Source organism: Kitasatospora sp. NPDC008115 (assembly GCF_042957205.1).
GTDB lineage: Bacteria > Actinomycetota > Actinomycetes > Streptomycetales > Streptomycetaceae > Kitasatospora.
In genome coordinates this window covers 176,860-203,131 of sequence record NZ_JBIBHU010000014.1, presented here as the reverse complement: position 1 = coordinate 203,131, position 26,272 = coordinate 176,860, and the positions used below count along the sequence as shown (strand labels likewise).

Here is a 26,272-nt window from a genome sequence, read left to right as displayed (position 1 = left end):
CCAGCAGCACCGGACCGCCGGGGCCGCGGCGGGTGGGCGTAGGCTCGGTGGGTGTCCTCGACCCTCCTCCCCGCGCTGGTCAGTCTGCACGACCGGGTGGTGCTCGCCGAACGGTTCGGCCGTGACCCGGAGTTGCACCTCTTCGAACTCGGTGATCTGGACGAGCCGTTCTGGTCGCACACCGCCTGGTACACCGCCTCGGCGGACGGCCCGGTGGCGCTGTTGTACGCGGTCGGGGAGGTGCCCACCCTGCTCGGCCTGGCCCGGCCCGAGCAGGCCGACGGGCTGGCCGGACTGTTGCGGGCGATGCGGCCGGTGCTGCCCCGTCGGCTGCTCGCGCACCTCACCGGCGGCGGAGTGGACGCCCTCGCGCCCGAGTACCGCGTCGAGCAGCGGACGGCGATGCTGCGGATGGCGCTCACCGACCGCGCCGCCCTCGCGCCTCACCTCGGGCGCGGCGTCGGCCCGGTCGCCACGCTCGGCGCGGCGGACCTGCCGGACCTGCTCGCGCTGTTCGCCGCCGGGTACCCCGGGAACTGGTTCGACGAGCGGATGCTGGCCACCGGCCCGTACGTCGGCGTCCGCGACGACGCGGGCCGGCTGGTCGCCACGGCCGGGGTGCACGTCTCCTCCCCCGCGCGGCGGGTGGCGGTGATCGGCAACGTCACCACCCACCCGGACGCCCGCGGCCGGGGCCTCGCCGCCGCCTGCACGGCCCGCCTCTGCGAACTCCTCACCGAGGACGGCACCGACCACATCGGCCTGAACGTCCGCGCCGACCACCCCACCGCCCTCACCCTCTACCGGCGCCTGGGCTTCACCACCGTCACCCCGTACGACGAGGCAGTCCTGACTGCGATCTGACGCCCCGGCGCGGAAAGTCGGCCCGCCCGACTTTCCACTCCGCGCGGTGACGAAGAAGGAGGGCAGCCCCGCACCCGGAGCGGGAGGTCGGACCCGCCGGCTTCCTGTGCCGAGGGTCGCCGGGGATGGTCACGGTGACGCGGCGTGCGGGAGTCTGCGCTGGAGTGGGAAGTCGGACCGGCCGACTTCCCACTCCGAGGTGGTCAGCGGGTGAGGGGCCAGGTGAGGGGCCAGGTGAGGGTGGTGGTGAGGTGGGGGCGGAGGGTGGGGTCGAGGACGGCGGGGGTGGGGTCGGTGGCGGTGGCGGTGAGGGTGTGGGGGCGGCCGGGCGGGCCGGGGAGGGGGACGGTGGCGAGGTTGACCGTCGTGCGGCCGCGCAGCTGGGGGAGGTCGCGGCCGTCCAGCGACCAGGTGAGGGTGGTACCGGCGACCGGGAGGTCGACGGTGAGGCGGTCGGCGCGGGTGAGCGGGGTACCGGCCGGGGTGGGGCTGGTGAGGGCGGCGGCGTGCCGGTAGAAGCCGGCGATCATCGCCTCCCGCCCGGGCAGGTTGAACTCCCGCCCCAGCGAACGCATGATCGAGTTCTCGGTGGGCCGGTACAGCCCCTTGGGGTAGTAGCCGCCGCCCTCGTAGCCGCCGACCACTCCCCCGTCGGGTGAGGTGCGGCCGAGCCAGCGGTACCACTTGGCGTGGTCGCGGGCCAGCCGGCCGGCGGAGTGCGTGCTGATGTTGGGCTCGCCCGGTTCGCCCTCCTCCGCCGGGTAGGTGTCGGTGCCGTCGTAGAAGTACTCGTCGGCGAGCTTGCCCAGCGAATGGCCGGTCTCGTGTACGGCGATCTGGCCGGCCTTCTGGTTGCCGCCCGCCACGGTGGCGATGCCGTCGTAGCCGAGCGGGGAGGCGACGTTGTAGCCGGCGCCGCCGTACTTGGCGGTGTTGGCGACGACGAGGACGAGGTCGGCCTGCGGCGCCTTGGCCGCGTAGGCCTCGACGGCCGAGGTGTCGACGCAGAGCAGGCGTTCGATGTCCTCGCACCAGAAGTAGGAGCCGAGGGCGGTGTCGCGGACGGTGTCGCGGTCCGGGTCGCCGGTGATGCCGGACTCGGCGGAGACGGTGGCGACCGCCCAGACGTTGAACAGGCCGCGGTAGGCGGCGTAGGGCTCGACGGCGCTCAGCTCGCGCCACTTGGCGGCGGCGTCGGTGCGGAACCTCTCCTGCTCGGCGGCGGTGTAGCCGTCGGCGATGACGACGACGTCGACCTTGCCCGCCGGGTCGCCGCCGCGCAGGATCGGGGTGACCTCGCCGTCCCCGGGGGCGGGTGCGAGTGCGGGCCGACCGCCGGTCAGGTACGGGGAGGCGGCGGGCGCGGTGGCCCGGCCGATCGAGCCGTCCTCGCCGAACACCTCGACGCCGTGCCGGGCGCCGGACGGAGGGGCGGCGACGGCCGGGGCGCTGCCGAGGGCGGCGAGCGCGAGGGCGCCGGTCAGGATGAGCGGGCCGAACCTGCGATGGCGGCGCACGGGCGTTGCTCCTCTGCGGGCTGGCGATCGGGCGGCCATGTTAGGCACCTGACAACCCGTCGGCACAACCCGTCGGCACAACCCCTCAGCCGACGTGCACGCGCGGACGGCGCGAGCGGTCCGGTTCGGCCTCGCGGAGCACTTCGCGGGTGACCGGCGCCACCTCGCCCTGGCCGAACAGGAAGAACCGCAGGAACTGGGCGAACGGGTTGCCCTCGGTCCACTCGAAGTAGATGTGCGGCTGCTGGCCGGTGCGGTCGCGGACGGTGAGGAGCAGCGCGGCGAGCGCGTTGGGCACGCCGGAGCTCTCCAGGCTGAGCACCCGGTAGCGCTCGTGCAGGACCTCGCCGTGCACGGTGAGCACCGCCTCGAACTCGGACGGGTCACGGACCGTCACCTCGACGAAGACCAGGTCGTCCTCGGCGGGGATGTCGTTGTCCGTGCGGATCTGGCGCTTCTTCGCCTGGTACTGGGCGAGGTCGCGGCTGTCCGGCTCGTTGGCGATCAGCCGCAGCGGCCGGTGGGTGTAGTCCCGCACGAAGCGCTCGGCGGCGGCGTCGAAGACGATGTCGGTGACCCGCAGTTCGAAGGCGCGCTTGAGGCGGGAGAGGAAGGAGACCAGCATGATGGCCGCGATGAAGCAGGCGCCGATCTTCACGCCGTCGGGGCGTTCGGCGATGTTGAGGGCGGTGGTGTAGAGGAAGACGGCCGCGATGAGCGCGAAGCCGATGGTCCAGCCGTGCTGGCGGGCGGCGCGGGCCGCGATGGTGACGGCGATGGCGGCGGAGCTGATCAGCACCAGGACGCCGGTGGCGTAGGCGCCGCCCTGGGCGTCCACGCTCGCGTCGAAGATCCAGGTGACCAGGAAGGCGATCAGGGTGAGCACGATGACCATCGGCCGCACCGCCTTCGCCCAGTGCGGGGCCATGCCGTAGCGGGGCAGGTAGCGCGGCAGCAGGTTGAGCATGCCGGCCATCGCGGAGGCGCCGGCGAACCAGAGGATGGCGATGGTGGAGAGGTCGTAGACGCTGCCGAAGGTGTTGCCGAGGTACTCGTGGGCCAGGTAGGCGAGCGCCCGGCCGTTGGCCTGGCCGCCCTTCTCGAAGGCCTCCTCGGGGATCAGCAGGGTGGTGATGAGGCTGGTGGTGATCAGGAAGACGCTCATGATCAGGGCGGCGGTGGTGAGCAGCTTGCGGGCACCGCGGATCCGGCCTTCGGGGTGGTCCTCGGTGTCGCCCGGGTCGCCCTCGATGTGCGGCATGACGGCGACGCCGGTCTCGAAGCCGGAGAGGCCGAGCGCCAGTTTGGGGAAGGTCACCAGGGCGACGCCGACCATGGCGACGACGTTGCCGTGCTCGGCGGTGAGCGCGTCGGCCCAGTCCCCGACCACGTGCGGGGACTTGAGGACCTCGTAGAAGCCGGTGACGACGACCACCACGTTGAGCGAGAGGTAGATCCCGACCAGGAGGACGGCGAGCCCGATCGCCTCGCTGAAGCCCTTGAGGAAGACGCCGCCGAGCAGGGCGATCAGCACCAGGGTGATCGGGACCTGGCGGCCGGTCAGGGCGTCGTGCAGATGGGGGTTCTCGACCAGGTGGGCGGTGGCGTCCGCGGCGGACAGGGTGATGGTGATCATGAAGTCGGTGGCGGCGAAGCCCAGCAGGGCGAGGACGAAGAGCTTGCCCTGCCAGAACGAGAGCAGGCGTTCCAGCATCGCGATCGAGCCCTCGCCGTGCGGGCTCTCCCGGGCCACCCGGCGGTAGACGGGCAGGGCGCCGCAGAGGGTGACCACGACCAGCACGACGGTGGCCACCGGGGAGAGCAGGCCGGCGGCCAGGGCGGCGATGCCGGGCTGGTAGCCGAGGGTGGAGAAGTAGTCGAGGCCGGTCAGGCACATCACCCGCCACCACGGGCGGGCCTGTTCGGCGGGGGCCTGGGCGTGCGGGCCGGGGTGCTGCTTGACGCGGTCGGAGAGGCCTTCCAGCAGCCAGGCGCGCAGTCGCCGGCCGCCCCCCGGGGTGCGCGCGCCCGGGCCGTCCGCACCCGAGTCCGTACCCGAGGAAGCCACCCTGCACCCCTTGTCCACGGCCCGTGGCCGTCCGGCCGACGGCAGGGCGACAGGCTATGCGGCCGGGCCGCCGACCTGCGGGAACGCCTCGGCGGAGTCCCCTCATCGGACCAGTCGGGACGGCGGGGCGGACGACGGGGGGCGACGAAGAACGACGGGGCGACGACGGCGGGACGACGGCGCGGGACACGCGGAAGCCCCCGGAACCGGGTGGTTCCGGGGGCTCGGGCGGCCGGACGGACCGGGACGCGGACGACCGGTCAGCGGAAGGTGCGCAGCCGCAGGCTGTTGCCGACCACGAAGACCGAGGAGAAGGCCATCGCCGCGCCGGCGATCATCGGGTTGAGCAGTCCGGCCGCGGCCAGCGGCAGGGCGGCGACGTTGTAGCCGAAGGCCCAGAACAGGTTGCCCTTGATGGTGCGGAGGGTCTTGCGGGAGAGCCGGATGGCGTCGGCGGCCGAGCGCAGGTCGCCCCGGACCAGGGTGAGGTCGGCGGCCTCGATGGCGGCGTCGGTGCCGGTGCCCATGGCCAGGCCGAGGTCGGCCTGGGCGAGCGCGGCGGCGTCGTTGACGCCGTCGCCGACCATCGCGACGACCCTGCCCTCGCCCTGCAGCCGCTGGACGACGGCGACCTTGTCCTGCGGCAGCACCTCGGCGATCACGTCCTCGGCCGGGATGCCGACCTCGGCGGCGACGGCCTCGGCGACCGCCCGGTTGTCGCCGGTGAGCAGCACCGGCCGCAGACCGAGCCCGCGCAGTTCGGCGATCGCCTCGGCGCTGGTGGGCTTGACCGCGTCGGCGACCTCCAGGACGGCCCGCGCCTCGCCGTCCCAGCCGACCGCGACGGCGGTGCGGCCCGCGGCCTCGGCGGCGCGCTTGGCCTCGGCGAGCGCGGCGGGCAGGTGCTGCGACCACTCGGCGAGCAGCGACTCGCGTCCGGCGATCACCGCGTGGCCGTCGACGACGCCCTGGACGCCGAGGCCGGGGACGTTCTCGAAGCCCTCGACGGCGGGCAGGGTGCCGAGGCGCTCGGCGGCGGCTGCGGCGATGGCGGCGGCGATCGGGTGCTCGGAGGCGTGCTCGACGGCGCCGGCCAGCCGCAGTGCCTCCTCCTCGGTGACGCCCTCGGCGGTGCGGACGGCGAGCAGTGCCATGCTGCCGGTGGTGACGGTGCCGGTCTTGTCCAGGACGACGGTGTCGACGCGGCGGGTGTTCTCCAGTACCTCCGGGCCCTTGATCAGGATGCCGAGTTGGGCGCCGCGGCCGGTGCCGACGAGCAGGGCGGTCGGGGTGGCCAGGCCGAGGGCGCAGGGGCAGGCGATGATCAGCACGGCGACGGCGGCGGTGAAGGCGGCGGTCCAGCCCTCGCCGGTGCCGAGCCAGTAGCCGAGGGTGGCCAGGGCCAGGGCGATGACGATCGGCACGAAGACGGCGGAGATCCGGTCGGCGAGCCGCTGGGCGGCGGCCTTGCCGCTCTGGGCGTCCTCGACCAGCCTGGCCATCCGGGAGAGCTGGGTGTCGGCGCCGACCCGGGTGGCCCGGACGACCAGCCGGCCGCCGGCGTTGACGGTGGCGCCGGTGACGGCGTCGCCTGCGCCGACCTCGACGGGCACGGACTCGCCGGTGAGCATCGAGGCGTCGACGGCGGAGGCGCCCTCGGCCACCACGCCGTCGGTGGCGATCTTCTCGCCGGGGCGGACCACGAACAGTTCGCCGACGGTCAGCTCGGCGACCGGGACGCGGACCTCGGCGCCGCCGCGCAGCACGGTGACGTCCTTGGCGCCGAGTTCCAGCAGCGCCTTGAGCGCGGCGCCCGCGGTGCGCTTGGAGCGGGCCTCGAAGTAGCGGCCGGCCAGGATGAAGGCGGTGACGCCGGCGGCGGCCTCCAGGTAGATGTTGGAGGAGCCGTCGCTGCGGGCGATGGTGAACTCGAAGCCGTGCCGCATGCCGGGCATCCCGGCGTGGCCGAAGAACAGCGCCCACAGCGACCAGAGGAACGCGGCGCCGGTGCCGAGCGAGACCAGGGTGTCCATGGTCGCGGCGCCGTGCCGGGCGTTGGTCCAGGCGGCCTTGTGGAAGGGCCAGGCGGCGTAGGTGACGACGGGGGCGGCGAGGGTGAGCGAGAGCCACTGCCAGTTGTCGAACTGGAGGGCGGGGACCATCGCCATCGCGATGACCGGGACGGCCAGGGCGAGCGCGGTGATCAGCCGTTGGCGCAGCGGGGCGAGTTCGTCGGCGGACCCGGCGGGCTCTCCCTCGGAGGCGCTCTCGGTCATCGCGGGGCGAGGTACGGCGGCGGTGTAGCCGGTGGCCTCGACGGTGGCGATGAGGTCGGCGACCTCGATCGCGCCGGTGACGCTCACCCTGGCCTTCTCGGTGGCGTAGTTGACGGTGGCGGTGACCCCGTCCATGCGGTTGAGCTTCTTCTCGATCCGGGCGGCGCACGAGGCGCAGGTCATGCCGCCGATCTGGAGTTCCACCTCGGTGGAGGCGGGCGCCTGGGTGGTCATCTGGGCTCCTCGTGGGTCGTCGGTGGGGCGGTGGAGCGGGTGGGCGGGTTCGAGCCCTGGGGCCCGATACCCCTGGGGGGTTCGGGGAGAGCGCCGGCCGGGGTGCCGGGCCCCGGGCCCGCCGGGCGGGTCAGGCCCGGCCGGTGAGCTCGTAGCCGGCGTCGTCGACGGCGGCGCGCAGGGCCGCCTCGTCCGGCTCCGCCTCGGCGGAGACGGTGACCAGGCCGGCCGCGACGTCGACGCGTACGGCGGTGACGCCGGGGAGGGCGGAGACCGCCTTGCCGACGGCCTGCTCGCAGTGGCCGCAGGTCATCCCGGCGACGGCGTAGACGGTGGTGACTGCGGCGGGGTCGACGGTGACGGTCGCATCGGTGGAGCAGGTGCCGTCGGTGGAGCAGCAGGACATGGGGTCCTCCGTGAGTAGCGGCTTCGCGATACCCGGAGGGGGTATCGCCTTGCAGTGATTCCATTTATACCCCTGGGGGGTATGCCGCGCAACCCTCGGACCCAGAGGGCCATCCTTGACTCCATACCCCCTAGGGGTATCTAATCGAGGCGTCGGAGGACGGATCGACGACCAACGGGAGACCCCTGATGAACGGCTACCACCACGAGAAGGACCAGGTGCAGCGCAGGCTGCGGCGGGTCGAGGGCCAGATCCGCGGACTGCAGCGGATGGTCGACTCGGACAGCTACTGCATCGAGGTGCTCACCCAGATCTCGGCCGTCACCAAGGCGCTCCAGTCGGTCGCGCTCCAGCTGCTCGACGACCACCTCGGGCACTGCGTCCAGGACGCCATCGCCAAGGGCGGCGCCGAGGCGGACGCCAAGGTCGCCGAGGCCTCGCAGGCGATCGCCCGCCTGATGCGGGCCTGACCCGCCCGCTCCCGCCCCACCCCCGCCCCTACTCACACCCACGCCCGCGCCCGCGCACCGAGGAGTCCGCCATGAACACCGCCCTGAAGATCGCCGCCTTCGCCACCGGGGTCACCGCCGTCTTCGGCGCCGCGTACGGCGCCGGCCACCTCACCGGCGACGGGACGCCCGCCCCGCGCCCCGCGGGCGCCGCGCACGCCGGGCACACCCCGGCCGCCGCCGGGACGGCCGCGGCGGCCGGGTCACCGGCCGAACAGCTCCCCGGCGGGCTCCAGGTCTCCGAGCGCGGCTACACCCTCGCCCTGGAGAACCCCTTCGTCACCGCCGGCGCCCCGGCCGAGCTGCGGTTCCGCATCCTCGGCGCCGACGGCGGCCCGGTCACCGGGTACCGGCCCGCGCACGAGAAGGAACTGCACCTGATCGTCGCCCCGCGCGACCTCTCCACCTTCCAGCACCTGCACCCGGTCCGCGCCGCCGACGGCACCTGGAGCGCGCCGGTCGCCCTGCCGGCCGCCGGGGAGTACCGGGTGTTCGCCGACTTCACCCCGGCCGGCGCCGCCGAGGGCCTGACCCTGGGCGCCGACCTGCACGCCGCCGGCGAGCTGCGCCCCGCCCCGCTGCCGCGGACCGGACGGACCGTCACCGTCGACGGCTACACGGTCACCCTGGACGGCGAGCTCACCCCGGGCCGGGCCGGGCAGCTGACGCTGAACGTCGCCCGGGACGGGCGGCCCGTCACCGACCTCCAGCCGTACCTCGGCGCGGCCGGTCACCTGGTCGCGCTGCGCGCCGGCGACCTCGCCTACCTGCACGTCCACCCCGACGGGCACCTGCCCGAGGGGGCCGCCACGGCCGGCGGTCCGGCCATCACCTTCACCACCACGGCGCCCAGCGGCGGCGAGTACCGGCTCTTCCTGGACTTCCGGCACGAGGGCGCCGTGCACACCGCCGCGTTCACCCTCCCGGTGGGCGGGACTCCGGCGGCCGCGCCGACCGCCGAGGCTCCGGCAGCGAGCGCCGAGACTCCGGCACCGACGACCGCCGAGGCTCAGGCACCGACCCCCGCACCCACCGGGCACGGCGACGGCGGCCACCAGCACTGAGGCCGCCCGGACAAACGGAACGGGCCCCGCCCCGGAGGAGATCCCCCGGTGCGGGGCCCGCTGCGCCGCCGGCCCGCTCAGCCGAAGTAGCCGAGCGCTCCCACCGCGCACAGTCCGCCGGCGCCCATGAACACCGGCATCAGCACCTTCAGCTCCACCCAGCTGCCGGCCCGGAAGCGCATCGCCTTCGGCGGGCCCAGCGGGTACCAGCGCCTGCGGCCGATCGGGATCGGCCACAGCACCGGGCAGCCCGAGACGGTCAGCGCGTCGCCCAGGCAGTGCACCAGCGCGCCGAGGGTGATCGGCAGGCCGATCCACAGGTACTCCTGCCCCGGCTGGTCGAACAGCCAGAGCGAGCCGTTGCCCGGCTTGTCCAGCACACCGGTGATCAGCCAGGTGGAGGCCGCGCCGAGCAGCCAGACCAGCACGTCGCTGGAGACCCTGGCCTGGCGCCAGAGCAGCCCCTCGATCGCCAGCACCATGTGCACGAAGAGCACCACCAGCACGCCCCACCGTCCGCCGTACACGGTGACGGCCGAGGCACCGGCGCCGCACAGCACCGCCCAGAGCCAGGTGTGGGTCAGCGTGCGGTGGCCGCCGGAGCGGCGCGGGTCGTGCCGGCTGCGGGTCGCCCGGTAGACGGCGTAGGAGAGGTTGTCGATCACCTCGCAGAGGACCCGCGACACCGGGCCGAACGCCCGGGATATGGTCGCCGCCTTGTGGTCGAGGTCGGGCGCCAGCGCGGCGCCCGCGCAGATTAGCGCCCCCGTCAGCAGCACCGGCCAGGGCATCGGTTCACCCATGGCCTCCGCGATCGCCCCCACGCCCAGCCACGCCGCCGCGCCGGACAGCGAATGCGCCGGTCCCATCATCTTCTCGGCTCCCGCCCTCGTCCCGAACCGCCCATCGCGAGGGCTTCGCGAGGGCCTGACGGGGCGGCAGCATAGTCGCCCATGATCGAGAAGATCCGGAGTCATGAATTCACTCGAATGGCGGATGGGATTCCTACGGCGAGGGGAGGCTGCCGGGCAGGCGTGCTGACGGGTCGTCACCCCTGAGGATGGATTCGCCGCCCGGGCGCGTCGCGGGCGCCCCCGGCGCGCGTCCGGCGGCCCTCGCCGGAAAGTGGCCCGGGAATCCGGCCCTGGACCGGCCCTGCCCGGTGGTCCGCCACGACCCTTCACCCGGCCGGGCCGCTCGACACCGGCTGGGCCCGGTCCGGGTCTGCAGCGCGGCCGCCGAACAGCACGGCGCCGAACAGCACGGCGCCGAGCTGCTCCGCGACGACCGGGAGGCCGACGGCCGGCTCCTCCCGGAGGAGCCGGCCCAGGCCGCGCACTCCACCGGGTGGGGCGAGGCGCTGCGGCGCAGCCACCGCGCGGGCATGGACCCGGTCGGCGCGGACGTCGGCGCCCCGACCACCGTCCACGTCGACGGCGCCGCGTTCTGCGGGCCGGTGCTCCACGCGGCCCCGCGCGGGGAGGTGGCCGTCCGGGTCTTCGACGGCGTCCGGCTGCCGGCCGGGCACCCGGCGTTCTTCGAGCTCAGCCGGACCCGCACCGGGTCGCCGGACTTCAGCCGAGCGGACGCCGGGGGTCGCCGGACGCCGCACCGCGCCACCGCGGCCAGGACAGCGCGGTGAACGCGCGCAGCAGCCACTCCGCCGGCCCGTACGGGTGCCGGGCCAGCCACCAGCGGCAGCCCGCGGCCTGCGCCGCGAACAGCGCGACGCCGATCAGCGCCACCCCGGCCGGCGCCACCCGCCCGACCAGCCCGGCCCCGACGCCGGTGAACAGCAGCACACAGACCAGCGACTGCGTCAGGTAGTTGGTGAGCGTCATCCGCCCGGGCGGCGCCAGCACCGCCACCAGCCGCCGCCCGTGCCGTCCGGCGGCCAGCCGCAGCACGGTGGCCGCGTACGCCGCGGCCAGCACCGGCGCGGTGGCCACGTCCACCCCGAGCGCGAACACCTCGGCCGCGGGGCCGGGGTGGGTGAGCGCCGACCACGTGTAGACGCCCGCGCCGAGCAGCCCGAGCGGGAAGCCGACCGCCTGGAGCCGGCGCAGCGTCCGGTCGTGGCGGGCGAGGTCGGCCAGCGCCCGGTGCCGGCCGGCCGCCAGGCCGATCAGGAAGGCCGCGAGGGCCGCCGGGGCCTGGAAGAACACCAGCAGGAACAGCACGTCCGGCAGCTGGTCGAGGTGCGCCCCGACCACCGACCCGAACCCGCCGCGCAGCGCCTCGGTGGCCCGCTGCGCGTCGGCCGCGGCGACCGCCGGGTCCCCGCCGTCGGCGCCCCGCAGGGCGAGGGCGAGCAGCAGGTAGGCGGTGGCGGTGACCGCGAAGAGGGCGACGGCCGTGCGTACCGCGGTGCGCGGCCGGATCCGGTGCAGGGCGAGCAGGACCAGCCCGAGCACCGCGTAGGTGGTGAGGATGTCGCCGGGGAAGAGCAGGACGGCGTGCAGCACCCCGAGCGCGAACAGGCCGGCCAGGCGCCGCAGGAAGCGCGGGGTGAAGCGGGCGCCGCGCCGTTCGGCGGAGTCGAGTTGCAGGGTGAAGCCGTAGCCGAAGAGGAACGAGAACAGCAGGAAGAACTTGGCCTCGAACAGCAGCGCCACCACGGCCCGTACGCCGGTGTCGAGCGGCGAGCCGAAGCCGGGCTCGTCGACGCCGGTGCCGTGGAAGGCGGAGGCGAGGTAGGTGATGTTGACGGTCAGGATGCCGAACAGCGCGAAGCCGCGCAGCGCGTCGACGTCCGCGAGCCGTGCCGGACCGGTTCCCGCCCGGTCCGGCGCGGCGGCGGTGGCCGCCGCGGGTCGGGTCTGCTCCATGGGATCCCCTCCAAAACTATCGTCATGGAAACTCTCGTTCCGAGCATGAACGTTATATGCTCGATAGTGCAAGTCCCGAGCGAGACGAGAGGGGCGCACCGCCATGGGGATCGAGGACGGGAACGCCGGCGACGGCGGTCCGACGCTGCTGCGCGGGGTGCCGGCCGGCGCCGAGGCGCGGGTCGCCGCGCTCTACTGGGAGGCCTTCGGCCGCAAGCTCGGCCCGGCGCTCGACCCGCCCGAGGCCGGCCGCGCCTTCATCGCCGAACACCTGCACCACGACCGGGGGATCGTCGCCGTGCACGGCGGGGAGGTCGTCGGCGTGGCGGGCTACCGGCTCGGCGGGCGCGGCCTGACCGGCGGCGACCTCGGCGACGTGCTCGCCGCCTACGGCCTGTTCCGCAGCCTCCCCCGGCTCGCCGTCCTGGCCCTGTTCGAGCGCAGGCCCGAGCCGGGCGAGCTGGTCATGGACGGCATCGCCGTGGACGCCCGGCGGCGCGGCCTGGGCACCGGCGGGCTGCTGCTCACCGAGGTCGCGGCCGTCGCCGCCGAGCACGGCTGCCACCGCGTCCGGCTCGACGTCATCGACGTCAACCCGCGTGCCCGCGCCCTCTACGAGCGCCACGGCTTCACGGCCGCCCGCACCGAGCGGACCCCGTACCTGCGCACCCTGCTGGGCTTCGGTGCCGTCACCACCATGCACCGCCCGGTCACCCCGGCCGACGCCCGCGGCTGACCACCGTCGCCCACCCCGCCGGAAGGCCGGGACCGCGGGCGCGGTGTCGCGTCGTGGGACCGTCGGCGGCGGGCCCGTGCTGCCGTGCGCCCCGGCATGTGCTGCCGTGCCCCCTTCCGGAGCCGGGTGGTGGCCGTCAAGATGGTCCGCGCCCTGCTGGGCCGGAAGCGGGGCGAAGGAGTCCGGACGAGCGGGCGGGGGTAACGGGGGCAATGGCAGAGGTCTTCATCGCGGTCGGGAACGGCGCGCACGGGGACGGGAACGGGGACGGGAACGGGGGCACGGACAGGGGCCCGGGCAGGGGCGCGGACGTCCACGGGCTCGCGCGCTGGCTGGCCGGCGAGCCGGCCCTGCGCGGCCGGGTGCGGCACGCCCGCAGCGGGCCGCCCGTCGCGGGCGCCATGGGGACGGTGAGCGATCTGCTGATCGCCGTACTGGAACCGGGCGGCGCGGTCACGGTCCTGGTCGGGTCGGTGGTCGCCTGGGTCCGCGGCCGCCGGGAGCGGCGGACCGTCACGCTCAGACGGGCCGACGGCGTCGAGGTGACCGTCGCCTCCGACCGGGTCGGCCGGCTCGACCCGGAGGAACTGGCCGCCCTGGTCCGCGCCGTCGCCGAGGCGATCGAGCCGAGCGGCGCGGACGCCCCCGAGGTACCGGCAGACCCGGCCGACCCCGCGGACGCCGACGAGCCCGACCGGCGCCGGGCCCGGCCCCACCACCGCCCGGGCGACCGGCCGGAGGGACCGTGAACGGCTCCCCGCCAGGCCTGGGGGCGCTGCCCGGCGCCCACGCGATCCTGGTCGGCACCGGCCGGCACGGGCCGCGCTCCCGCCTGGAGCCGCTGCCCGCCGTCGACACCACGCTCGACGACCTTGAGGCCGCGCTCCGCGAGGTCTGCGGACTGCCCGCCGCCCGGATCCACCGGGTGCGCCCCGAGGCCGACCAGACCGAGGTGCTCGCCACCGTCGAACGGGTGGTCGCCAAGGCCTCCGGCGCGGTCGCCCTCTACTACGTCGGCCACGGCCTGCTCGGCCCCAACGACGAGCTCTACCTGGCCACCTGGCACGTGCGCACCGAGCACGAGGTCGCCCACGCGGTGGCCTACCGCACCGTCCGCGACCTGCTCGGCCAGGCCCGCGGCGGCAGCATCGTGGTGCTGGACTGCTGCTACTCCGGGCGGGCCGCCGTCCCCTTCGGCCACCCCGACCGGGACCCGTTCGCCCGGCTCTGGCCGGTCGGCAGCTTCCTGCTCACCTCGGCGAACAACTTCGGGCAGTCCTTCGCCCCGCCCGGCGCCCGGCACACCCGGTTCAGCGGACGGCTGCTGAGGGTCCTCACCGAGGGCGATCCCGAGGGGGCGCCGGCGCTGACCATGGACGGCCTGCACGCCGTCCTCGCCCGGCAGGCCGAGCACGAGGCGGTCCGCCCGCGCGGGCACAGCGAGGGCGACATGGGCACCCTCGCCATCGCGCCCAACCTCGCCTACCGGCCGGCCGCCGACGGACGGCGCGAGCCGCCCGGCAACGTGCCCTGCCCCTATCCCGGCATGCGGCCCTTCCGGCTGAAGGAGAGCCGCTACTTCTCCGGCCGCGCCGACCTGATCGAGCACCTGCTCGACCTGGTCTGCGACCGGCGCACGCCCGGACCGACCGTGCTGGTCGGCGCCTCCGGGGCCGGCAAGTCGTCACTGCTGCGCGCCGGCCTGCTGGCCGGCCTCGCCGACCGGCACGGCCGGGGTGCGGCGGACGTGCCGTGGCCGGCCCTGGAGGTGGCCGCCCCCGGCCCCGCGCCGATGACCACCCTCACCCGCCAGTGGGCCCGGCTCACCGGCCGGACCGCCGAGGACGTGCAGGCGGCCTTCGCGGCCGGCCGCTTCCCGGCCCCGCTGCCCGGGCACTCCCCCTGCGGGCTGCTGGTGGTCGACCAGTTCGAGGAGGTGTTCACCCGCTGCGAGGACGAGCGCCAACGGGACCGCTTCATCGACCTGCTCTGCCGCCCGGACGTCCCCGGCCGGCCCGAGACCGTGCTCGCCCTGCGGGCGGACGCCTACGGCCACGCGCTCGCCCACCCCGACCTCGCCGCCGCGCTGGACCGCAACCAGCTGTCGGTCGAGCCGCTGAAGGGCGCGGCGCTGCGCGAGGCGGTCGAGCTGCCCGCCGGGGAGGCCGGGCTGACCCTGGAGAACGGCCTGGTCGACCGGCTGCTGCACGACCTGAGGCAGGGCGGCGGCAGCCACGAGCCGGTCGAGGGCCTGCCGTTCCTCGCCCACGCCCTGCACGAGACCTGGCAGCGGCGCAGCGGCGCCGTCCTCACCCTGGCCGGCTACCAGGACACCCGGGGCATCTGGCACGCGGTCGCCAACACCGGCGACAAACTGCACGAGCGCCTCGACGCCGCCGGGCGGGCCGCGCTGCGCGACGTGCTGCTGCGCCTGGTGCACCTGGACGCCGACGGCGGGGCGCGGCGGCGCACCGCCGACCTGCCCGCGCTGCTGGAGGGCAGGCCGCCGGAGGAGCGGCGGGCGCTGCGGGACGTGATCGAGGCGCTCGACCGCTCCCGGCTGGTCACCCGGTCGGAGAACGGAGCGCAGATCTCCCACGAGGCGCTGCTGCGCGGCTGGCCGCTGCTGGGCCGCTGGATCCGCGAGTCGCGGGTGGACCTGTTGCGCCACCAGGAGATCGCCGAGTGCGCCGCCGCCTGGGTGGCGGACGGGCGCCGCGCCGAGGGCCTGCTGGCCGGGGAGCGGCTGGAGCGCCTCCTGATGGCGCCCGCCGAGGGTCCCGGCCTGCCGCTGGCCCCCGTCGAGCGGGAGTTCCTGGACACCAGCCAGGCCACCGAGCGCCGCGCACGCCTGCGGCACCGGCGGCGGCGCGCGCTGGCCTTCGCGCTCGCGCTGGCCGTCACGGCGGGCGGGACGGTGGGCGTGGTGCGGGTGGTGGGGGCGCGGACCGAGCGGGAACGCCGGCAGGCCGCGGTCGCCGCCTCGCAGCGGCTGGCCGAGCAGGCCGACGCGCTGCGCGCCGAGAACCCGGGCGAGGCCCTGGACCTGAGCCTGGCCGCCTACCGCACCGCCGCCACCCCCGAGGCGCGCGGCGCGCTGCTGGCCTCCGCCCTCCAGCCGGTGCAGGCCCGCCTCACCGGCCACACGGCGTTCGTGCTCGGCCTGGCCTTCAACCGGAGCGGTCGCACCCTGGCCAGCGCCGCCGCCGACAACAGCGTGCGGATCTGGAACACCGCGGACCGCTACCACCCGTCCCCCGGTGAGGTGCTGGAGGCCCGGGGGAACGCGGCGCTCGCCTGGCACCCGGACGGCAACCACCTGTTGGTGCACACCCCGGCGGACCTGTCGGTGTGGGACCTCACGGACCCCTCGCGCCCGACGCTGCTCTCCCGGACCGCCGCCGACGCGGGCCCGGTCAAGGCCCTGTCGGTGAGCGCCGACGGGACGGCCCTCGCGGTGGCGGCCGCCGGCGGGCTGCGGCTGTGGGACCTGAGCGACCTGTCCCGACCCGGCCCCCTCGCCCCCGACCGGGCCGGCCCGGGGGCCCAGGGCGAGTCGGTCGACTCCGTCTCCTTCCACCCGGACGGCCGCACGCTCGCCCTGACGGTGTCCGGCGGACGCGTGCGGATCCTCGACGTCGCGGACCGGGCGCACCCGGGCCTGCTCGCCGAGCCCGCCGACGCCGCCGCGCAGGCCGTGGCCTTCAGCCCGGACGGCCGCCGGCTGGCCGGCGGCGGGGGCGGCGGGCTGCACCTGTGGGAAACCACCGACCCGGCGCGGCCGGCCGCGCTGCCCGATCCGGCGCCCGGCCAGGAGACCCAGCCGTCGCTCTCCTTCCCCGAGCGGAACGCGGTGCTGGCCACCGTGTCCCACCGGGGGCGCCTGAGGCTCACCGCGGTCGACGACCAGCCCCCCGCCGTGCGGGAGGTCCCCGGCGGCTCCGGCCTGCTGGCCGCCGCGTACGCGCCCGACGGCCGCACGGTCGCCGCCGGCGACGAGAACGGCGTCGTCACGCTCTGGAACCCGCCGGTGCAGAGCCTGCCCGAGTTCCTCACCGGCTCGCTGGACGTGGGGGAACCGGTGTTCTCCCCCGACGGCCGCTACGGGGTGGGCCGCTCCGGCACCATCTGGAAGATCGACCGCGACGGCCCGCCGGTCCCCGCCGGGTCGGTGCCGGGGGCCACCGGCGAGGTCCGCTTCCTCCAGGGCCGCGACGTGCTGGTCGGCATGGCCGGCCCCGGGGTGCTGCGGCTCTGGTCCTTCGCCGACGGAACGGCGCGCCCGGCGGGCGGGATCTCCGTCCCCGGGGCGCTCGCGGGCCGCCCGGTCGTCGGGGCGAGCCCGGGCAGCACGCTGATCGCCGTGTACAACGGCACGCCGCCGACCGTCTACCTGTGGGACATCCAGCAGGTCCACCATCCGGTGCAGGTGGCCGACATCACCGACCAGTACCCCAACACCGACACCGGACTGACGCTGTTCGGCGCGAACGGCCGGCGGCTGGCCGTCACCCACAACACCCAGTTCCGGATCCTGGACCTCACCGACCCGGCGAACCCGCGGCAGCTGTCGCTGGTCCGGGGACAGCGGATGAGCATGGACACCAGCGGCGACAACTGGCTGATCGTCAGCCGCGAGGTGATCGCGGGCGAGGGCTCCCACCGGCCGAACACCGCCTGGACGCCGGACGAGGACGGCACGGCCACCCGGCTCGCCGCCGGCCCCCGGCTCGGCGACACCGCCCGCTTCACCCGCGATCGGACCATCGCCGCACTGTCCGACCTCGGGCAGCCGTTCCTCGCCGCGCTGGACAGCCCCGGCAAGCGGTACGCCCTGCCCGGCGGGCTGAGCAAGATGACCTCGCTGGCCGTCGCCCCGGGCGCCGGGCTGCTGGCCGCCTGGGCGCCGGCGGACCCGGCCGGGGCGCCGCTCGCGCTCTGGCGCCTCCCGGCCGCCGGCGCCCCGCCCGGGAGCGCCGAGCTGATCGCGCAGACCCGCCTCGACCGGTCCGGCCTCGTCCTGGAGGGGTTCCGGCCGGGCGACGGCGCGCTGCTGCTCGGACTGCCGTCGAGCCCGCTGGCGCTGCTGGGCGGCGAGAGCGTCCTGGTGCCGTCCGACTTCGACCGGCTCCGCGCGGGCCTCTGCGCGGTCCGCACGATCCGCTACGCCCGGGCCGAGTGGGAGAACACCTTCTCGGACCTGCCCTACGCGGACCCCTGCGGCTGAGCGGAGCGGTCAGCCGAGCCGCTCGCCGTAGACGTGGTCGACCGCGAGGATCATGAGGACGCGCCGGTCGGCGACCATCACGGCGCGGTACTCCTCCCAGTCCGGGTGCTCGCCGGCGGCGCGCCGGTAGTAGTCGACCAGCACGTCCACCTCCGGTCCTGCGGGGTCGGCCGACGGGCCGACCACGGTGACCGTGCCCTCGGCGGTGGCCCAGGACCGGCCGTCGGCGCTGGTGACCTCCAGGGCGGCGCGCGGGTCGCGGCGCAGGTTGGCCGTCTTGGCGCGGCCCTCCGTCATCGAGACGTAGAGCCGCTCGGCGGCCCGGTCGTAGTACGGCATCACGGGCGAGAGCTGGGGCCGCCCGTCGGACTTGATCGTGGCGAGCACGCCGAGGCGGCTCGCGGCGAGCAGGGTGCGGGGATCGAAGGTCGTCGTCATGGCGGTCATTCTGCGGCAGCCTCCCCGGCGGCGGGGGCCGGCCGGCGGAACTGCTCGACCAGCGCGGCGTAGCTCGCGCCGCCCTGCCCGGCCGCCAGCGCACGGCCCGCCAGGGTCCGGACCAGGTCCGGGAGTTCGGTGCTCACCCCGAGGGCCGCGCTCTCCTCGGCGAGGTGGTCCATGGCGGCGATGTGGGTCTCCAGGGTGGCGTCGTCGGCCGGGTAGGTGCCGGCGTCGATCTGGCCGGCGTAGTCGGCCAGCCAGCCGGCCACCGTCACCGTCGAGCGCGCCGCGAGCGGGGCGAAGGCCGACGCGTCGACGCCCGCCGCGCCGAGCAGCGCGGCGCCGTGCAGGAAGCCGTTCAGCACGCTCCACATCAGCCCGAGCACGGCGGAGTCGTGCAGCGCGGCCAGGCCGTGGTCCTCGCCCAGGTGGGCGGTGGCATCGGTGGCGAGGCTGCGCAGCGCGGGCTCGTACCGCTCGAAGTCGGCGCGGGCGCCGCTGTAGAGGACGACGGCCTCGGGTGTGCCGATGGCCTGTGGCACGGCCAGGATCACGCCGTCCAGGTACCCGCCGCCGGCGGCGGCCGCCCGGGCGGCGTTCTCCCGGGCCTGGGCGGCGGTGCCGGAGGTGAGGTTGACCAGGACGCGGCCGGCGAGCAGGGCCGGGTCGGCGGCGTCGAGGCGGTCGAGCAGGTCGTGGACGGCGGTGTGGTCGGACACGCAGACCACCACCAGTGCGGCGGCCCGCACCGCCTCCTCGGGCGAGGCGGCGGTGCGGGCTCCCGCGTCGGCGAGTTCGGCGGCCTTGCCCGGGGTGCGGTTCCATACGGTGGTGGGGTGGCCCGCGCGCAGGAACGCCCCGGCCAGGGCCCGCCCCATCAGTCCGAGGCCGAGGACGGCGACGGGGGCGTCTTTCGCTGATTCGTTCGATTTATCGGTCATGACGCCATCCTGAACCTTCACATCAGTGTGAAGGTCAAGCGGCGAAGGTCAATTGACGAAAAGTCAGCCGGTTCTCCTCAGAGGTCGACGAGTTCGACGGTGAGGGCGGCGATGTCGCCCGGCTCCAGGTCCTCGGCCGTGCGGACGGCGCGCTTGACGGGCAGGACGTAGCAGCCGCGGCTGCTGTCCGGGAAGATCGACGTCTGCCAGGAACTGCCGCCGAGGGTGACCCGCACGCGCAGCGAGCCGAAGCCCCGGCGCGGGCCCGCGGCCACGTCGCGGATCTCCTCGGAGGCCTCGACGGGCAGGCTGACGAAGGTCCAGCTGTCGGCGCGCCGGGCGTCCCAGATCCAGAGCTCGGCTTCAAAATCGAACACCACGCGCCCAGCATCGCACGCGGCACTGACAACCCGGCCGTTCACGCGTCCCGTCGCGCCGGCGCTCACATCGGCAGGGAGTGCAGACGCACGGCGCCCGCGGGCCACCGCGCGCCCTCGTGCAGCGGGAACCACATCGTGCGCAGCGGCATCTCCACCGGCCCGGCGGGCTGCTCGACCTCGACGGGGCCCTCCAGCGGGCGCCAGCCGAGGCGGGCGTAGAGGCCGGCCACGTCGGGGCGGCAGAAAAGGATCGCCGCCCCCGGTCCGAGGCCGCGGGCCCGGTCCAGTGCGCCCTCCACCACCGCGCGGGCGAGTCCCCGGCCGCGCCGGTCCGCGGCGACGGCCACCCCGCCGAGCCCGACGACGTCCGTCCGCCGCCCGCCCGCCGACACCGGCAGCACCACCAGCCCGGCGTGTGCGACGAGCCGGCCGTCCGGCTCCTCCCGGATGCCGACGTGGTGCTCCTTGCGCCGCCAGGTGATCCCCCACGCGTCGACCCCGAACGGGTCCGGGGTGTCGCCGAATATCTCGGCGGGCTCGTAGCCCTCCAGGGGAACGACGTCGTTCTGATGATCGGTCATCCCCGCATGCTGCCACGCCGCACGGGGCCGGCGGGCCGGTACCCGTGCGAGCACCGGCCCGGGGCGGCGTCAGCGGACCACGTCGAGGACCTGCTTCTGCAGGCCGTTGGAGTAGACGGCGTGCTCGACCAGCCGCAGCTTCTGGGCGTCCTTGTCGGTGCCGCTGAACAGGCGCTTGCCGGCGCCGAGCAGCAGCGGGTAGACGAGGAGGTGGTAGCGGTCGATCAGGCCGGCGTCGGAGAGCGCCTGGTTGAGGGAGGCGCTGCCGTGGACGATGATCGGGCCGCCCTCGGTCTCCTTCAGGGCGGCGACCTCGTCGAGCGAGCGCAGGATGGCGGTCTCGCCCCAGTTCGCCACCAGGTCGTCCTCGGTGAGGGTGGTGGAGACGACGTACTTCGGCAGTTCCCGGTAGCGGGCGAACTCGGCCATGTCCGGCCACACCGGGCTGAAGGCCTGGTAGCTGACCCGGCCCAGCAGCATCGCGGTGGCCTCCTCCTGCTCCCGGCCCTTGATCTCGAAGGCCTCGGGGACGAACTCGACGTCCTTGAAGGTCCAGCCGGAGTTGCGGTAGCCGGGTTCACCGCCGGGGGCCTCGACGACGCCGTCGAGGGAGATGAACGCGGTGCTGATCAGGGTGCGCATGATGGTTCCTCGGTGAGCGATGAACGGTGAACGGTGAACGGTGGAGGTGCGGGGGCCGTCAGGCGAGCAGGCCGGTCAGCCATTGCTGCCAGGCGGCCTCGGCGCCCTCCGGGTGGGGGCCGAAGAGGTGGTGGAACATCAGGACCAGTCCGGCGCTGTGGTGGAAGGTGTAGAGGCCGTCGGCCGTCCGGAGCCCGAAGCGCTCGTCGTCCGCCCAGACCACCTCGCCGTCCAGCGGCGGCAGCCCGGCCGGCCCGGCGCTCGGCCGGGCGCCGACGGCGGGCGGCAGCGGCAGGCCGAGGGCGCGGGCCAGCGCCTCGCGGAGCCCGCCGGCCGGGCGCCCGGGCACCGAGGCGACGGCGAAGACGGGGGTGCCGGTGCGGCCCCGGAAGTGGGCGAGGTACTCGCCCAGGGTGTGCAGGTGGAACGGCCAGCCGCGGCGCAGCGCGTCGTACTCGTCCTCCCAGTCGTCGCCGAGCAGCCCGCTGTGGACGACGCGCAGCGAGGTGGCGGCGCCGTCGCGGCCCTCGATGAGGTACTCGAAGGCCATGAAGCGGCCGTCCTCGGCGGTGGCGGTGCGGGTGGCCAGGCGCTTGCCGGGCTCGTAGCCGGTGATCACCGCGGCCTCGCGGTGGCCGCCGATCTCCATGGCGGCGGTGCCGCCCTCGCGCGGGTCCAGCTCGTTGCGGCCCATGAACCAGGAGTCCAGGCCCGGCCCGGTGGCGATGGCCGCCCAGACCTCGTCCGGGCTCGCCGGAAGGAGGGTCTCCAGTTCGATCTCGAACGGGTGGGTCATCGCACGTTCTCCTGTCCCGGCTCGGCGCCGGTGTCCGTGGCGGGGATCTGGTGGAGCCCGGCGATCACCCGGTGGGTGCGGCCGCCGGGGGCGGACTCGTCGTGGTAGCGGCTGACCAGGACGGCCACCGCCTGGGCGAGTTCGTCGGCGAACGCGGTGCGGTCGGCCGCGGAGGCGAACCGCACCTGGGCGTCGATGCCGAAGCTGGCGACCCGCCGCCGGGCCCGGGCGGCGCCGGTGAGCAGCGTGCCCACCTCCTGCACCAGCCGGGAGCCCAGCGCCAGCAGCCACCGGGCGGAGAGCTGGTCGGGCGAGCGGGACGGGTCCGGGCTCACGGCGGCCAGCACGGCGGGCGAGATCACGTAGGAGGCGGCGGTGGCGCGGTACACCCGTTCGGTGACGTTGCCCTTGCGCCGTTCCTCGGCGAGTTCGACCAGTCCGTGCCGCTCCAGTTCCTTCAGGTGGTAGTTGACCTTCTGCCGGGGCAGGTCCAGCCGGGCGGCCAGCATGGCCGCCGAGCCGGGCTCGGCCAGGGCGGCGAGGATCCTGGCCCGGAGGGGGGCCAGGGACGCCTCGGCCGCGGCGGGTTCTTCGATCACAGCGACGTCCAGCACCCCTCCAGAGTGCTGCCGACAGGAAAATTTGTCAAGGAAAAATTATTTGTCGGCTGCGATCGGCGAACCGGGGCGGGCGGGCACCGGACGGCGGCACGGAAACGCGGCCGGGGCCCACGCTTCGCGCGTGGGCCCCGGCCGTGGATCCCGTTCCGCTAGGCCTCCAGCTGGACCTTGTCGGCCTGCATCCCCTTCTGGCCCTGGACCGCCTCGAACGACACCTTCTGGCCCTCGACGAGGGACTTGAAGCCGGTCCCCTCGATCGCCCTGAAGTGCACGAAAAGGTCGGGGCCGGACTCCGGGGTGATGAAGCCGTAGCCCTTCTCGTCGTTGAACCACTTCACGACGCCGTTCTGGCGCTCGGCCATGTCTTCTCCTTGCACGCGGGTCACGCTGACCGCGCCAGTGTCTCACGCAGCGGGGTCGGGCCTGCGCGAAGCGTAGCGGCGGCCCGGCCGTCAGCCGTCCGCGTGGAGCCGCCCGTGGACCCGCAGGTCGGCCTGGATCGCCACCTTGTCGTCGACGGTGTGCAGGATCCAGCCGACGCCCTCGCTGCGGACCGACAGGTGCTTGTTGGCGTTGACCTTCCGGTGGAAGACCGACTCCCCGCCGACCCGGAAGGCGTCGCGGACCGACACCTTCTCGTCGTTGACGTGCAGGATCCACTCGCCCCCGCTGCGGACCGACAGGCTCCCGTTGGCGTTCACCTTGCCCTCGAAGACCGACTCCCCGTGGACGGTGAGGGCGTGCTCGCCGCTCGTCGTCAGCTTCCCCCCGGCCGTCAGGTCCGCCGCGCCGACCGTGCCGCCGACCTCCAGGTTCCGCAGCGGCCGGACGTCGCCGTGCACGGTGAGGCCGCCGTCGACCACCACGTCCCGGTGGGCGTGCACCTCGTCCTCGGCCTCCAGCCGGCCGTGGACGACCGGCCGGGCCGGGCCCTCCCGCGTCTCCAGTACGTCGCCGACCGTCAGCCCGCCCTGGACGGTGAGCCGTTCCTGAGGCGGTCGGGAGGTCAGCCGGTGTGCGGGATGCGCGGCGGGCTGAAGGACCACTGCTGGGAGGCGGTCCAGTTGCAGGTGTAGATCTGCAGCTGGTTGCCGTCCTCGGCGACGCCGCCGGGCACGTCCAGGCACTTGTTGGACTGCGGGTTGATCAGGACGTCGCCCATGTAGCGGACCCAGCGCTGGGCGTTGGTGCCGTTGCAGTCCCACAGCTGGACCCTGGTGCCGTCCGTGGTGCCGCTGGAGGCGACGTCCAGACACTTGCCGAGCGCGGACAGGGTGATGCCGGTGCCGTCCGGCTGGTCGGTCGCGGTCCACCACTGGGAGTACGTGCCGTTGCAGGTGTGGATCTGCACCGGGGTCCCGTTGGCGGTGTCGCCGCCACGGACGTCCACGCACTTGCTGTTGCCGAACACGCTGATCGAGCCGGTCGTGCTCGCGGCGCTCGCCGTCCCCGGCAGGGCCGTCACCGCGATCGCGGCGGCCGCCAGCGCGCCCACCAGGTGGCTCTTGCGCAGGAGGTTCCCCATGGTTGTCCGTCCTCTCTCAAACCTTCGCGCCGGGGTGCCCCCGGCGCACAAGGAGGGACTGTTCCGCCCCCACGTGCACACCCGGTGGACGCCTACGTCAACAGCCCGTACACACGCGTCGGCCAGGGGCCGCCGGGTGTGGGCGCGGGAAAACCCGTGGACGCCGTGTGCGGTGTGCTCCAGGATGAAGCCCGACGGCCGCGGGAAGCGGCCGGGACCGGACGTAGCTCAGATGGACAGAGAGCGCTTCCTTGGTGGAGAGGTCGTAGGTTCGAGCCCTGCCGTCCGGACGCGGTACCCGTGCCGACACATCACGGGACTCGCAGGTGTAGCTCAGTTGGTAGAGCAGCGGCCTCCAAAGCCGCGTGCCGGGGGTTCGAGTCCCTCCGCCTGTGCCGGAAAGAGCGGCCGGTCGCGCCGTGGGGCCCTACCGGGTGGCATCGCAGGTCTGACAGCGGCTCACCGCGGCGCGCCTGGTGTTGCCCCCGGTGGCCCGGAGCGGGCCGGAGCCCGAGAGCCGGCGCCACGCGCCGGGCGCGGGGTCGAGCACCCAGCCGTAGACGGGCGGTCGGACGTCGGCCGGGACGATGTGCGTGCAGCCGGGCAGATGGGCCTTCCCGCTCTCGTGCACGATGATCGCGGACGGCGGCCAGCCGTCCCACTCCGCGCCGGGGGCGTCCCGGCCGGGACGCACGCGCGGGGCGCAGTCCGCGCAGTTGCTCAACTCGTGGCGGCAGTAGTCCATCCGGTCCTCACCCTGTCCGGCTCGCGGACAGGCAGTCTACGGGCGCGAGCCGGGCGGCGACGGCGGAAGGGCCCCTCGGTGGCTACGCGGACCGCGCGACAAATCGTTTGGCGGGTCACGGCGGTCGCTGCTACCTTTCCGGAAGCCGTGCGAGAGAACGAGGAGGTGGTACCCGTGAACGCAGTATCGACATGGGTGCTCCCCTCCGGGGTCACGGTCGGGCGATAGGTCGTCCGGGAGCGCCGTTTCCAGAGCTCTCCCGAAAGGCACGACCATGCGGTTCACTTCCGAGCGGCGCCTCGACGACGGCGTCCTCGAACGCGACTTCACCCTCGGCGGGATCCCCGGCATCCTGTGGACGCCCGGATCCGCGTCCGAGTCCCCGTCCGCACCGGCGCCGCTGATCCTGATCGGCGCTCCCCCGCTCGGGCTGGACAGGGTGCGCGACCGGCTGGCGGGGCGGGCCCGGTACTACGCGGCGGAGTACGGCTTCGCCGCGGCCACCATCGAACTCCCCGGGAGCGGTGAGCGGCCCCGTTGGGCCGCCGCCGAGCAGGCCCGGGCCGATCTGCGCCGGGTGATGGAGGCCGGCGAGCCGGTCACCGGCGAGATCATCGACGCCCTGGTCCTCCCGCTCGTCGAGAGGGCCGCCCCGGAGTGGCGGGCCGCTCTGGACGCGCTTCTCGCACTCCCCGGGATCGGCGGGCCGGTCGGGTACGAGGGGGGAATCATCTCGATCGGCATCCGGATGGCGGCGGTCGATCCGCGCATCGCGGCCGCCAACCTGTTCGCCGGCAGCTTCGTGCCCGCCGCCGTGTTCGAGGAGGCCCGCCGGGTCTCCGTTCCGGCGCAGGTCCTGCTGCAGTGGGACGACGAGGGCAACGACCGGCAGGCGTCCCTGGACCTGTTCGACGCCCTCGGGTCGAAGGAGAAGACGCTGCACGCCAACACAGGCGGGCACACCGGCGTCCCGCACTTCGAACTCGACGCCGGGGCCCGGTTCTTCGCCCGCCACCTGAGGTAGGCGGAGAGGGCCGGGACGGTTCCGGAGGGCCTCGGAACCGTCCCGGCATTCGGGCCTACTGCCCGGAGGCCCGAGATCGGCGGATCAGCAGAGGTGCCAGGGGCCCCAGCCGGTGGTCTTGGTGCGGCACCAGAACTGGTAGTCGCCGCTCCACGCGCCGACACTGGACGGGTTGGGCCAGGCCACGCCGTACTTGAGGTCGAGGTCGCTGCCGCCCAGGCTCACCCAGGTGCCCCAGGAACCGCCGGCCGTGGTCTGCTCCACGGTCCAGACGGCGTGGTCGGTGCCCAGCCCGGTGACCTCCTTGCGACCGTCCGCCCAGGTCACGATCGTGGTCTGGCTGCCACAGAGGAGCACACGGGAGGGCGCGCCGTAGGCGAACGTCGTGGTGCAGCCGCTGACGTTGTCGTAGTAGCCCGGAGCGGCGCCCAGTTCGAGGTCCACATAGTTGCCGGTCGTGGCGTTCGCGGGCGCGGCGAGGCCGAACAATCCGCCGACGACAGCGAAAAGGAGCGCGATCAGACGTACCTTTGTCTTCAAGGTCCCACCTGTCCATTCCATCCCCGGGGGTATCTCCTCCGGGAGGTTCGGAGTCTGTCAGAGGTCGTTCACCTTCCCGTACCCCCACAGAGGTATTTGCGGGCCCTCTCCGGCGAATTCCGGACACCATTCCAGCCAAGATGCAGCCGATCCTGTGGGCCTCGGCGCTGCACATCGTGCAGGCACCGCTGCACCAGCACCGGCCACCGGGGCGGCATTGCGCTTCCGCAACTCGCCGGACCCGATGTCGGAACAGCTGCTCGGGGCTCGGCCACTCCGGCTCGCGGTCATGTCCATATGCGGCATGA

26 protein-coding genes and 2 tRNA genes are annotated in these 26,272 nt (G+C 74.7%); 10 read left to right on the top strand and 18 right to left on the bottom strand.

Annotated features, from left to right (window positions below; translation table 11 throughout):
* Positions 1-51 precede the first annotated feature (51 nt).
* Positions 52-864: a GNAT family N-acetyltransferase gene (locus ACFZBX_RS19715; RefSeq protein WP_391535020.1), complete on the top strand. Its 813-nt coding sequence runs from the start codon at positions 52-54 to the stop codon at positions 862-864.
* A 203-nt stretch (positions 865-1,067) separates the two neighbouring features.
* On the opposite strand, the gene ACFZBX_RS19710 is transcribed toward ACFZBX_RS19715, so the two are convergent.
* The 4 genes from ACFZBX_RS19710 to ACFZBX_RS19695 form a co-directional block, all read right to left on the bottom strand.
* Complete coding sequence (locus ACFZBX_RS19710; RefSeq protein WP_391535019.1) at positions 1,068-2,381, bottom strand: M64 family metallopeptidase; 1,314 nt, start codon at positions 2,379-2,381, stop codon at positions 1,068-1,070.
* Between the two features lie 85 nt (positions 2,382-2,466).
* Entirely contained in the window at positions 2,467-4,380 is a 1,914-nt protein-coding gene (locus tag ACFZBX_RS19705; RefSeq protein WP_391535042.1) for an amino acid transporter, read from the bottom strand.
* Between the two features lie 329 nt (positions 4,381-4,709).
* Entirely contained in the window at positions 4,710-6,959 is a 2,250-nt protein-coding gene (locus ACFZBX_RS19700; RefSeq protein ID WP_391535018.1) for a heavy metal translocating P-type ATPase, read from the bottom strand.
* A gap of 130 nt (positions 6,960-7,089) precedes the next feature.
* Positions 7,090-7,365 (bottom strand): heavy-metal-associated domain-containing protein, encoded by a 276-nt coding sequence (locus tag ACFZBX_RS19695; RefSeq protein ID WP_391535017.1) that lies wholly within the window; start codon positions 7,363-7,365, stop codon positions 7,090-7,092.
* Positions 7,366-7,553: 188 nt separating this feature from the next.
* Here ACFZBX_RS19695 and ACFZBX_RS19690 point away from each other — a divergent pair, with 188 nt between their 5' ends.
* On the top strand, positions 7,554-7,835 hold the full coding sequence (locus tag ACFZBX_RS19690; RefSeq protein ID WP_391535016.1) for a metal-sensitive transcriptional regulator: 282 nt from the start codon (positions 7,554-7,556) through the stop codon (positions 7,833-7,835).
* 71 nt (positions 7,836-7,906) lie between these two features.
* Positions 7,907-8,938, top strand: a complete 1,032-nt coding sequence (locus tag ACFZBX_RS19685) for a hypothetical protein (protein ID WP_391535015.1) — start codon at positions 7,907-7,909, stop codon at positions 8,936-8,938.
* Positions 8,939-9,015: 77 nt separating this feature from the next.
* On the opposite strand, the gene ACFZBX_RS19680 is transcribed toward ACFZBX_RS19685, so the two are convergent.
* Positions 9,016-9,810: a metal-dependent hydrolase gene (locus ACFZBX_RS19680; RefSeq protein WP_391535014.1), complete on the bottom strand. Its 795-nt coding sequence runs from the start codon at positions 9,808-9,810 to the stop codon at positions 9,016-9,018.
* A 188-nt stretch (positions 9,811-9,998) separates the two neighbouring features.
* On the opposite strand from ACFZBX_RS19680, the gene ACFZBX_RS19675 reads away from it, so the two are divergent.
* Positions 9,999-10,580, top strand: coding sequence for a hypothetical protein (locus ACFZBX_RS19675; protein WP_391535013.1), 582 nt, complete (start codon positions 9,999-10,001; stop codon positions 10,578-10,580).
* Here ACFZBX_RS19675 and ACFZBX_RS19670 read toward each other — a convergent pair.
* Entirely contained in the window at positions 10,513-11,766 is a 1,254-nt protein-coding gene (locus ACFZBX_RS19670; protein ID WP_391535012.1) for a DUF418 domain-containing protein, read from the bottom strand. The genes ACFZBX_RS19675 and ACFZBX_RS19670 overlap by 68 nt on opposite strands.
* A 103-nt stretch (positions 11,767-11,869) precedes the next feature.
* Between ACFZBX_RS19670 and ACFZBX_RS19665 the strand changes: the two genes are divergently transcribed.
* The 3 genes from ACFZBX_RS19665 (at position 11,870) to ACFZBX_RS19655 (ending at position 17,729) form a co-directional block, all read left to right on the top strand.
* Positions 11,870-12,502, top strand: coding sequence for a GNAT family N-acetyltransferase (locus tag ACFZBX_RS19665; protein WP_391535011.1), 633 nt, complete (start codon positions 11,870-11,872; stop codon positions 12,500-12,502).
* Between the two features lie 212 nt (positions 12,503-12,714).
* The gene (locus ACFZBX_RS19660) at positions 12,715-13,251 is read left to right on the top strand and encodes a hypothetical protein (protein ID WP_391535010.1); all 537 of its coding nucleotides are present in this window, start codon (positions 12,715-12,717) and stop codon (positions 13,249-13,251) included.
* Positions 13,248-17,729, top strand: coding sequence for a hypothetical protein (locus tag ACFZBX_RS19655; protein WP_391535009.1), 4,482 nt, complete (start codon positions 13,248-13,250; stop codon positions 17,727-17,729). Before ACFZBX_RS19660 ends, ACFZBX_RS19655 begins: the two co-directional genes overlap by 4 nt.
* 9 nt (positions 17,730-17,738) lie before the next feature.
* Here the strand turns inward: ACFZBX_RS19655 and ACFZBX_RS19650 are convergent, their stop codons facing one another.
* The 10 genes from ACFZBX_RS19650 to ACFZBX_RS19605 all read right to left on the bottom strand — a co-directional run bounded on the left by ACFZBX_RS19650 (position 17,739) and on the right by ACFZBX_RS19605 (position 23,655).
* A complete protein-coding gene (locus tag ACFZBX_RS19650) occupies positions 17,739-18,167 on the bottom strand; it encodes a PPOX class F420-dependent oxidoreductase (RefSeq protein WP_391535008.1) in 429 nt (142 codons plus the stop codon).
* Positions 18,168-18,172: 5 nt separating this feature from the next.
* Positions 18,173-19,132: an NAD(P)-dependent oxidoreductase gene (locus ACFZBX_RS19645; protein ID WP_391535007.1), complete on the bottom strand. Its 960-nt coding sequence runs from the start codon at positions 19,130-19,132 to the stop codon at positions 18,173-18,175.
* Positions 19,133-19,188: 56 nt separating this feature from the next.
* Positions 19,189-19,491, bottom strand: a complete 303-nt coding sequence (locus tag ACFZBX_RS19640; RefSeq protein ID WP_391535006.1) for a DUF1905 domain-containing protein — start codon at positions 19,489-19,491, stop codon at positions 19,189-19,191.
* 62 nt (positions 19,492-19,553) lie between these two features.
* Entirely contained in the window at positions 19,554-20,072 is a 519-nt protein-coding gene (locus ACFZBX_RS19635) for a GNAT family N-acetyltransferase (RefSeq protein ID WP_391535005.1), read from the bottom strand.
* 69 nt (positions 20,073-20,141) lie between these two features.
* The gene (locus ACFZBX_RS19630) at positions 20,142-20,714 is read right to left on the bottom strand and encodes a dihydrofolate reductase family protein (RefSeq protein WP_391535004.1); all 573 of its coding nucleotides are present in this window, start codon (positions 20,712-20,714) and stop codon (positions 20,142-20,144) included.
* Between the two features lie 58 nt (positions 20,715-20,772).
* Positions 20,773-21,510 carry an SRPBCC domain-containing protein gene (locus ACFZBX_RS19625; RefSeq protein WP_391535003.1) on the bottom strand — a complete coding sequence of 246 codons (738 nt, stop codon included), beginning with the start codon at positions 21,508-21,510 and terminating at the stop codon, positions 20,773-20,775.
* Positions 21,507-22,124: an ArsR/SmtB family transcription factor gene (locus tag ACFZBX_RS19620; RefSeq protein ID WP_391535002.1), complete on the bottom strand. Its 618-nt coding sequence runs from the start codon at positions 22,122-22,124 to the stop codon at positions 21,507-21,509. The genes ACFZBX_RS19625 and ACFZBX_RS19620 overlap by 4 nt, the downstream gene beginning before the upstream one ends.
* A gap of 155 nt (positions 22,125-22,279) precedes the next feature.
* On the bottom strand, positions 22,280-22,492 hold the full coding sequence (locus tag ACFZBX_RS19615) for a cold-shock protein (protein WP_391535001.1): 213 nt from the start codon (positions 22,490-22,492) through the stop codon (positions 22,280-22,282).
* 90 nt (positions 22,493-22,582) lie between these two features.
* On the bottom strand, positions 22,583-23,176 hold the full coding sequence (locus ACFZBX_RS19610; RefSeq protein WP_391535000.1) for a hypothetical protein: 594 nt from the start codon (positions 23,174-23,176) through the stop codon (positions 22,583-22,585).
* Positions 23,137-23,655: an RICIN domain-containing protein gene (locus ACFZBX_RS19605; RefSeq protein ID WP_391534999.1), complete on the bottom strand. Its 519-nt coding sequence runs from the start codon at positions 23,653-23,655 to the stop codon at positions 23,137-23,139. The genes ACFZBX_RS19610 and ACFZBX_RS19605 overlap by 40 nt, the downstream gene beginning before the upstream one ends.
* A 217-nt stretch (positions 23,656-23,872) precedes the next feature.
* On the opposite strand from ACFZBX_RS19605, the gene ACFZBX_RS19600 reads away from it, so the two are divergent.
* Together ACFZBX_RS19600 and ACFZBX_RS19595 are read left to right on the top strand one after the other, a co-directional pair.
* Positions 23,873-23,945: transfer RNA gene (locus ACFZBX_RS19600), tRNA-OTHER, on the top strand.
* A 32-nt stretch (positions 23,946-23,977) separates the two neighbouring features.
* Positions 23,978-24,050, top strand: a tRNA-Trp gene (locus ACFZBX_RS19595).
* 32 nt (positions 24,051-24,082) lie between these two features.
* On the opposite strand, the gene ACFZBX_RS19590 is transcribed toward ACFZBX_RS19595, so the two are convergent.
* Entirely contained in the window at positions 24,083-24,400 is a 318-nt protein-coding gene (locus ACFZBX_RS19590; protein WP_391534998.1) for a hypothetical protein, read from the bottom strand.
* 274 nt (positions 24,401-24,674) lie between these two features.
* Between ACFZBX_RS19590 and ACFZBX_RS19585 the strand changes: the two genes are divergently transcribed.
* Positions 24,675-25,424 (top strand): alpha/beta hydrolase, encoded by a 750-nt coding sequence (locus tag ACFZBX_RS19585; protein ID WP_391534997.1) that lies wholly within the window; start codon positions 24,675-24,677, stop codon positions 25,422-25,424.
* A gap of 84 nt (positions 25,425-25,508) precedes the next feature.
* Here the strand turns inward: ACFZBX_RS19585 and ACFZBX_RS19580 are convergent, their stop codons facing one another.
* Positions 25,509-25,964, bottom strand: a complete 456-nt coding sequence (locus tag ACFZBX_RS19580) for a hypothetical protein (protein WP_391534996.1) — start codon at positions 25,962-25,964, stop codon at positions 25,509-25,511.
* Positions 25,965-26,272 lie beyond the last annotated feature (308 nt).

Bases quoted from the DNA above. Each gene is read 5' to 3' on its own strand.
- ACFZBX_RS19700 (WP_391535018.1), bottom strand. From the start codon at position 6,959: ATGACCACCCAGGCGCCCGCCTCCACCGAGGTGGAACTCCAGATCGGC.
- ACFZBX_RS19695 (WP_391535017.1), bottom strand. From the start codon at position 7,365: ATGTCCTGCTGCTCCACCGACGGCACCTGCTCCACCGATGCGACCGTC.
- ACFZBX_RS19690 (WP_391535016.1), top strand. From the start codon at position 7,554: ATGAACGGCTACCACCACGAGAAGGACCAGGTGCAGCGCAGGCTGCGG.
- ACFZBX_RS19685 (WP_391535015.1), top strand. From the start codon at position 7,907: ATGAACACCGCCCTGAAGATCGCCGCCTTCGCCACCGGGGTCACCGCC.
- ACFZBX_RS19680 (WP_391535014.1), bottom strand. From the start codon at position 9,810: ATGATGGGACCGGCGCATTCGCTGTCCGGCGCGGCGGCGTGGCTGGGC.
- ACFZBX_RS19675 (WP_391535013.1), top strand. From the start codon at position 9,999: ATGGATTCGCCGCCCGGGCGCGTCGCGGGCGCCCCCGGCGCGCGTCCG.
- ACFZBX_RS19670 (WP_391535012.1), bottom strand. From the start codon at position 11,766: ATGGAGCAGACCCGACCCGCGGCGGCCACCGCCGCCGCGCCGGACCGG.
- ACFZBX_RS19665 (WP_391535011.1), top strand. From the start codon at position 11,870: ATGGGGATCGAGGACGGGAACGCCGGCGACGGCGGTCCGACGCTGCTG.
- ACFZBX_RS19660 (WP_391535010.1), top strand. From the start codon at position 12,715: ATGGCAGAGGTCTTCATCGCGGTCGGGAACGGCGCGCACGGGGACGGG.
- ACFZBX_RS19650 (WP_391535008.1), bottom strand. From the start codon at position 18,167: ATGACGACGACCTTCGATCCCCGCACCCTGCTCGCCGCGAGCCGCCTC.
- ACFZBX_RS19635 (WP_391535005.1), bottom strand. From the start codon at position 20,072: ATGACCGATCATCAGAACGACGTCGTTCCCCTGGAGGGCTACGAGCCC.
- ACFZBX_RS19630 (WP_391535004.1), bottom strand. From the start codon at position 20,714: ATGCGCACCCTGATCAGCACCGCGTTCATCTCCCTCGACGGCGTCGTC.
- ACFZBX_RS19625 (WP_391535003.1), bottom strand. From the start codon at position 21,510: ATGACCCACCCGTTCGAGATCGAACTGGAGACCCTCCTTCCGGCGAGC.
- ACFZBX_RS19615 (WP_391535001.1), bottom strand. From the start codon at position 22,492: ATGGCCGAGCGCCAGAACGGCGTCGTGAAGTGGTTCAACGACGAGAAG.
- ACFZBX_RS19605 (WP_391534999.1), bottom strand. From the start codon at position 23,655: ATGGGGAACCTCCTGCGCAAGAGCCACCTGGTGGGCGCGCTGGCGGCC.
- ACFZBX_RS19590 (WP_391534998.1), bottom strand. From the start codon at position 24,400: ATGGACTACTGCCGCCACGAGTTGAGCAACTGCGCGGACTGCGCCCCG.
- ACFZBX_RS19585 (WP_391534997.1), top strand. From the start codon at position 24,675: ATGCGGTTCACTTCCGAGCGGCGCCTCGACGACGGCGTCCTCGAACGC.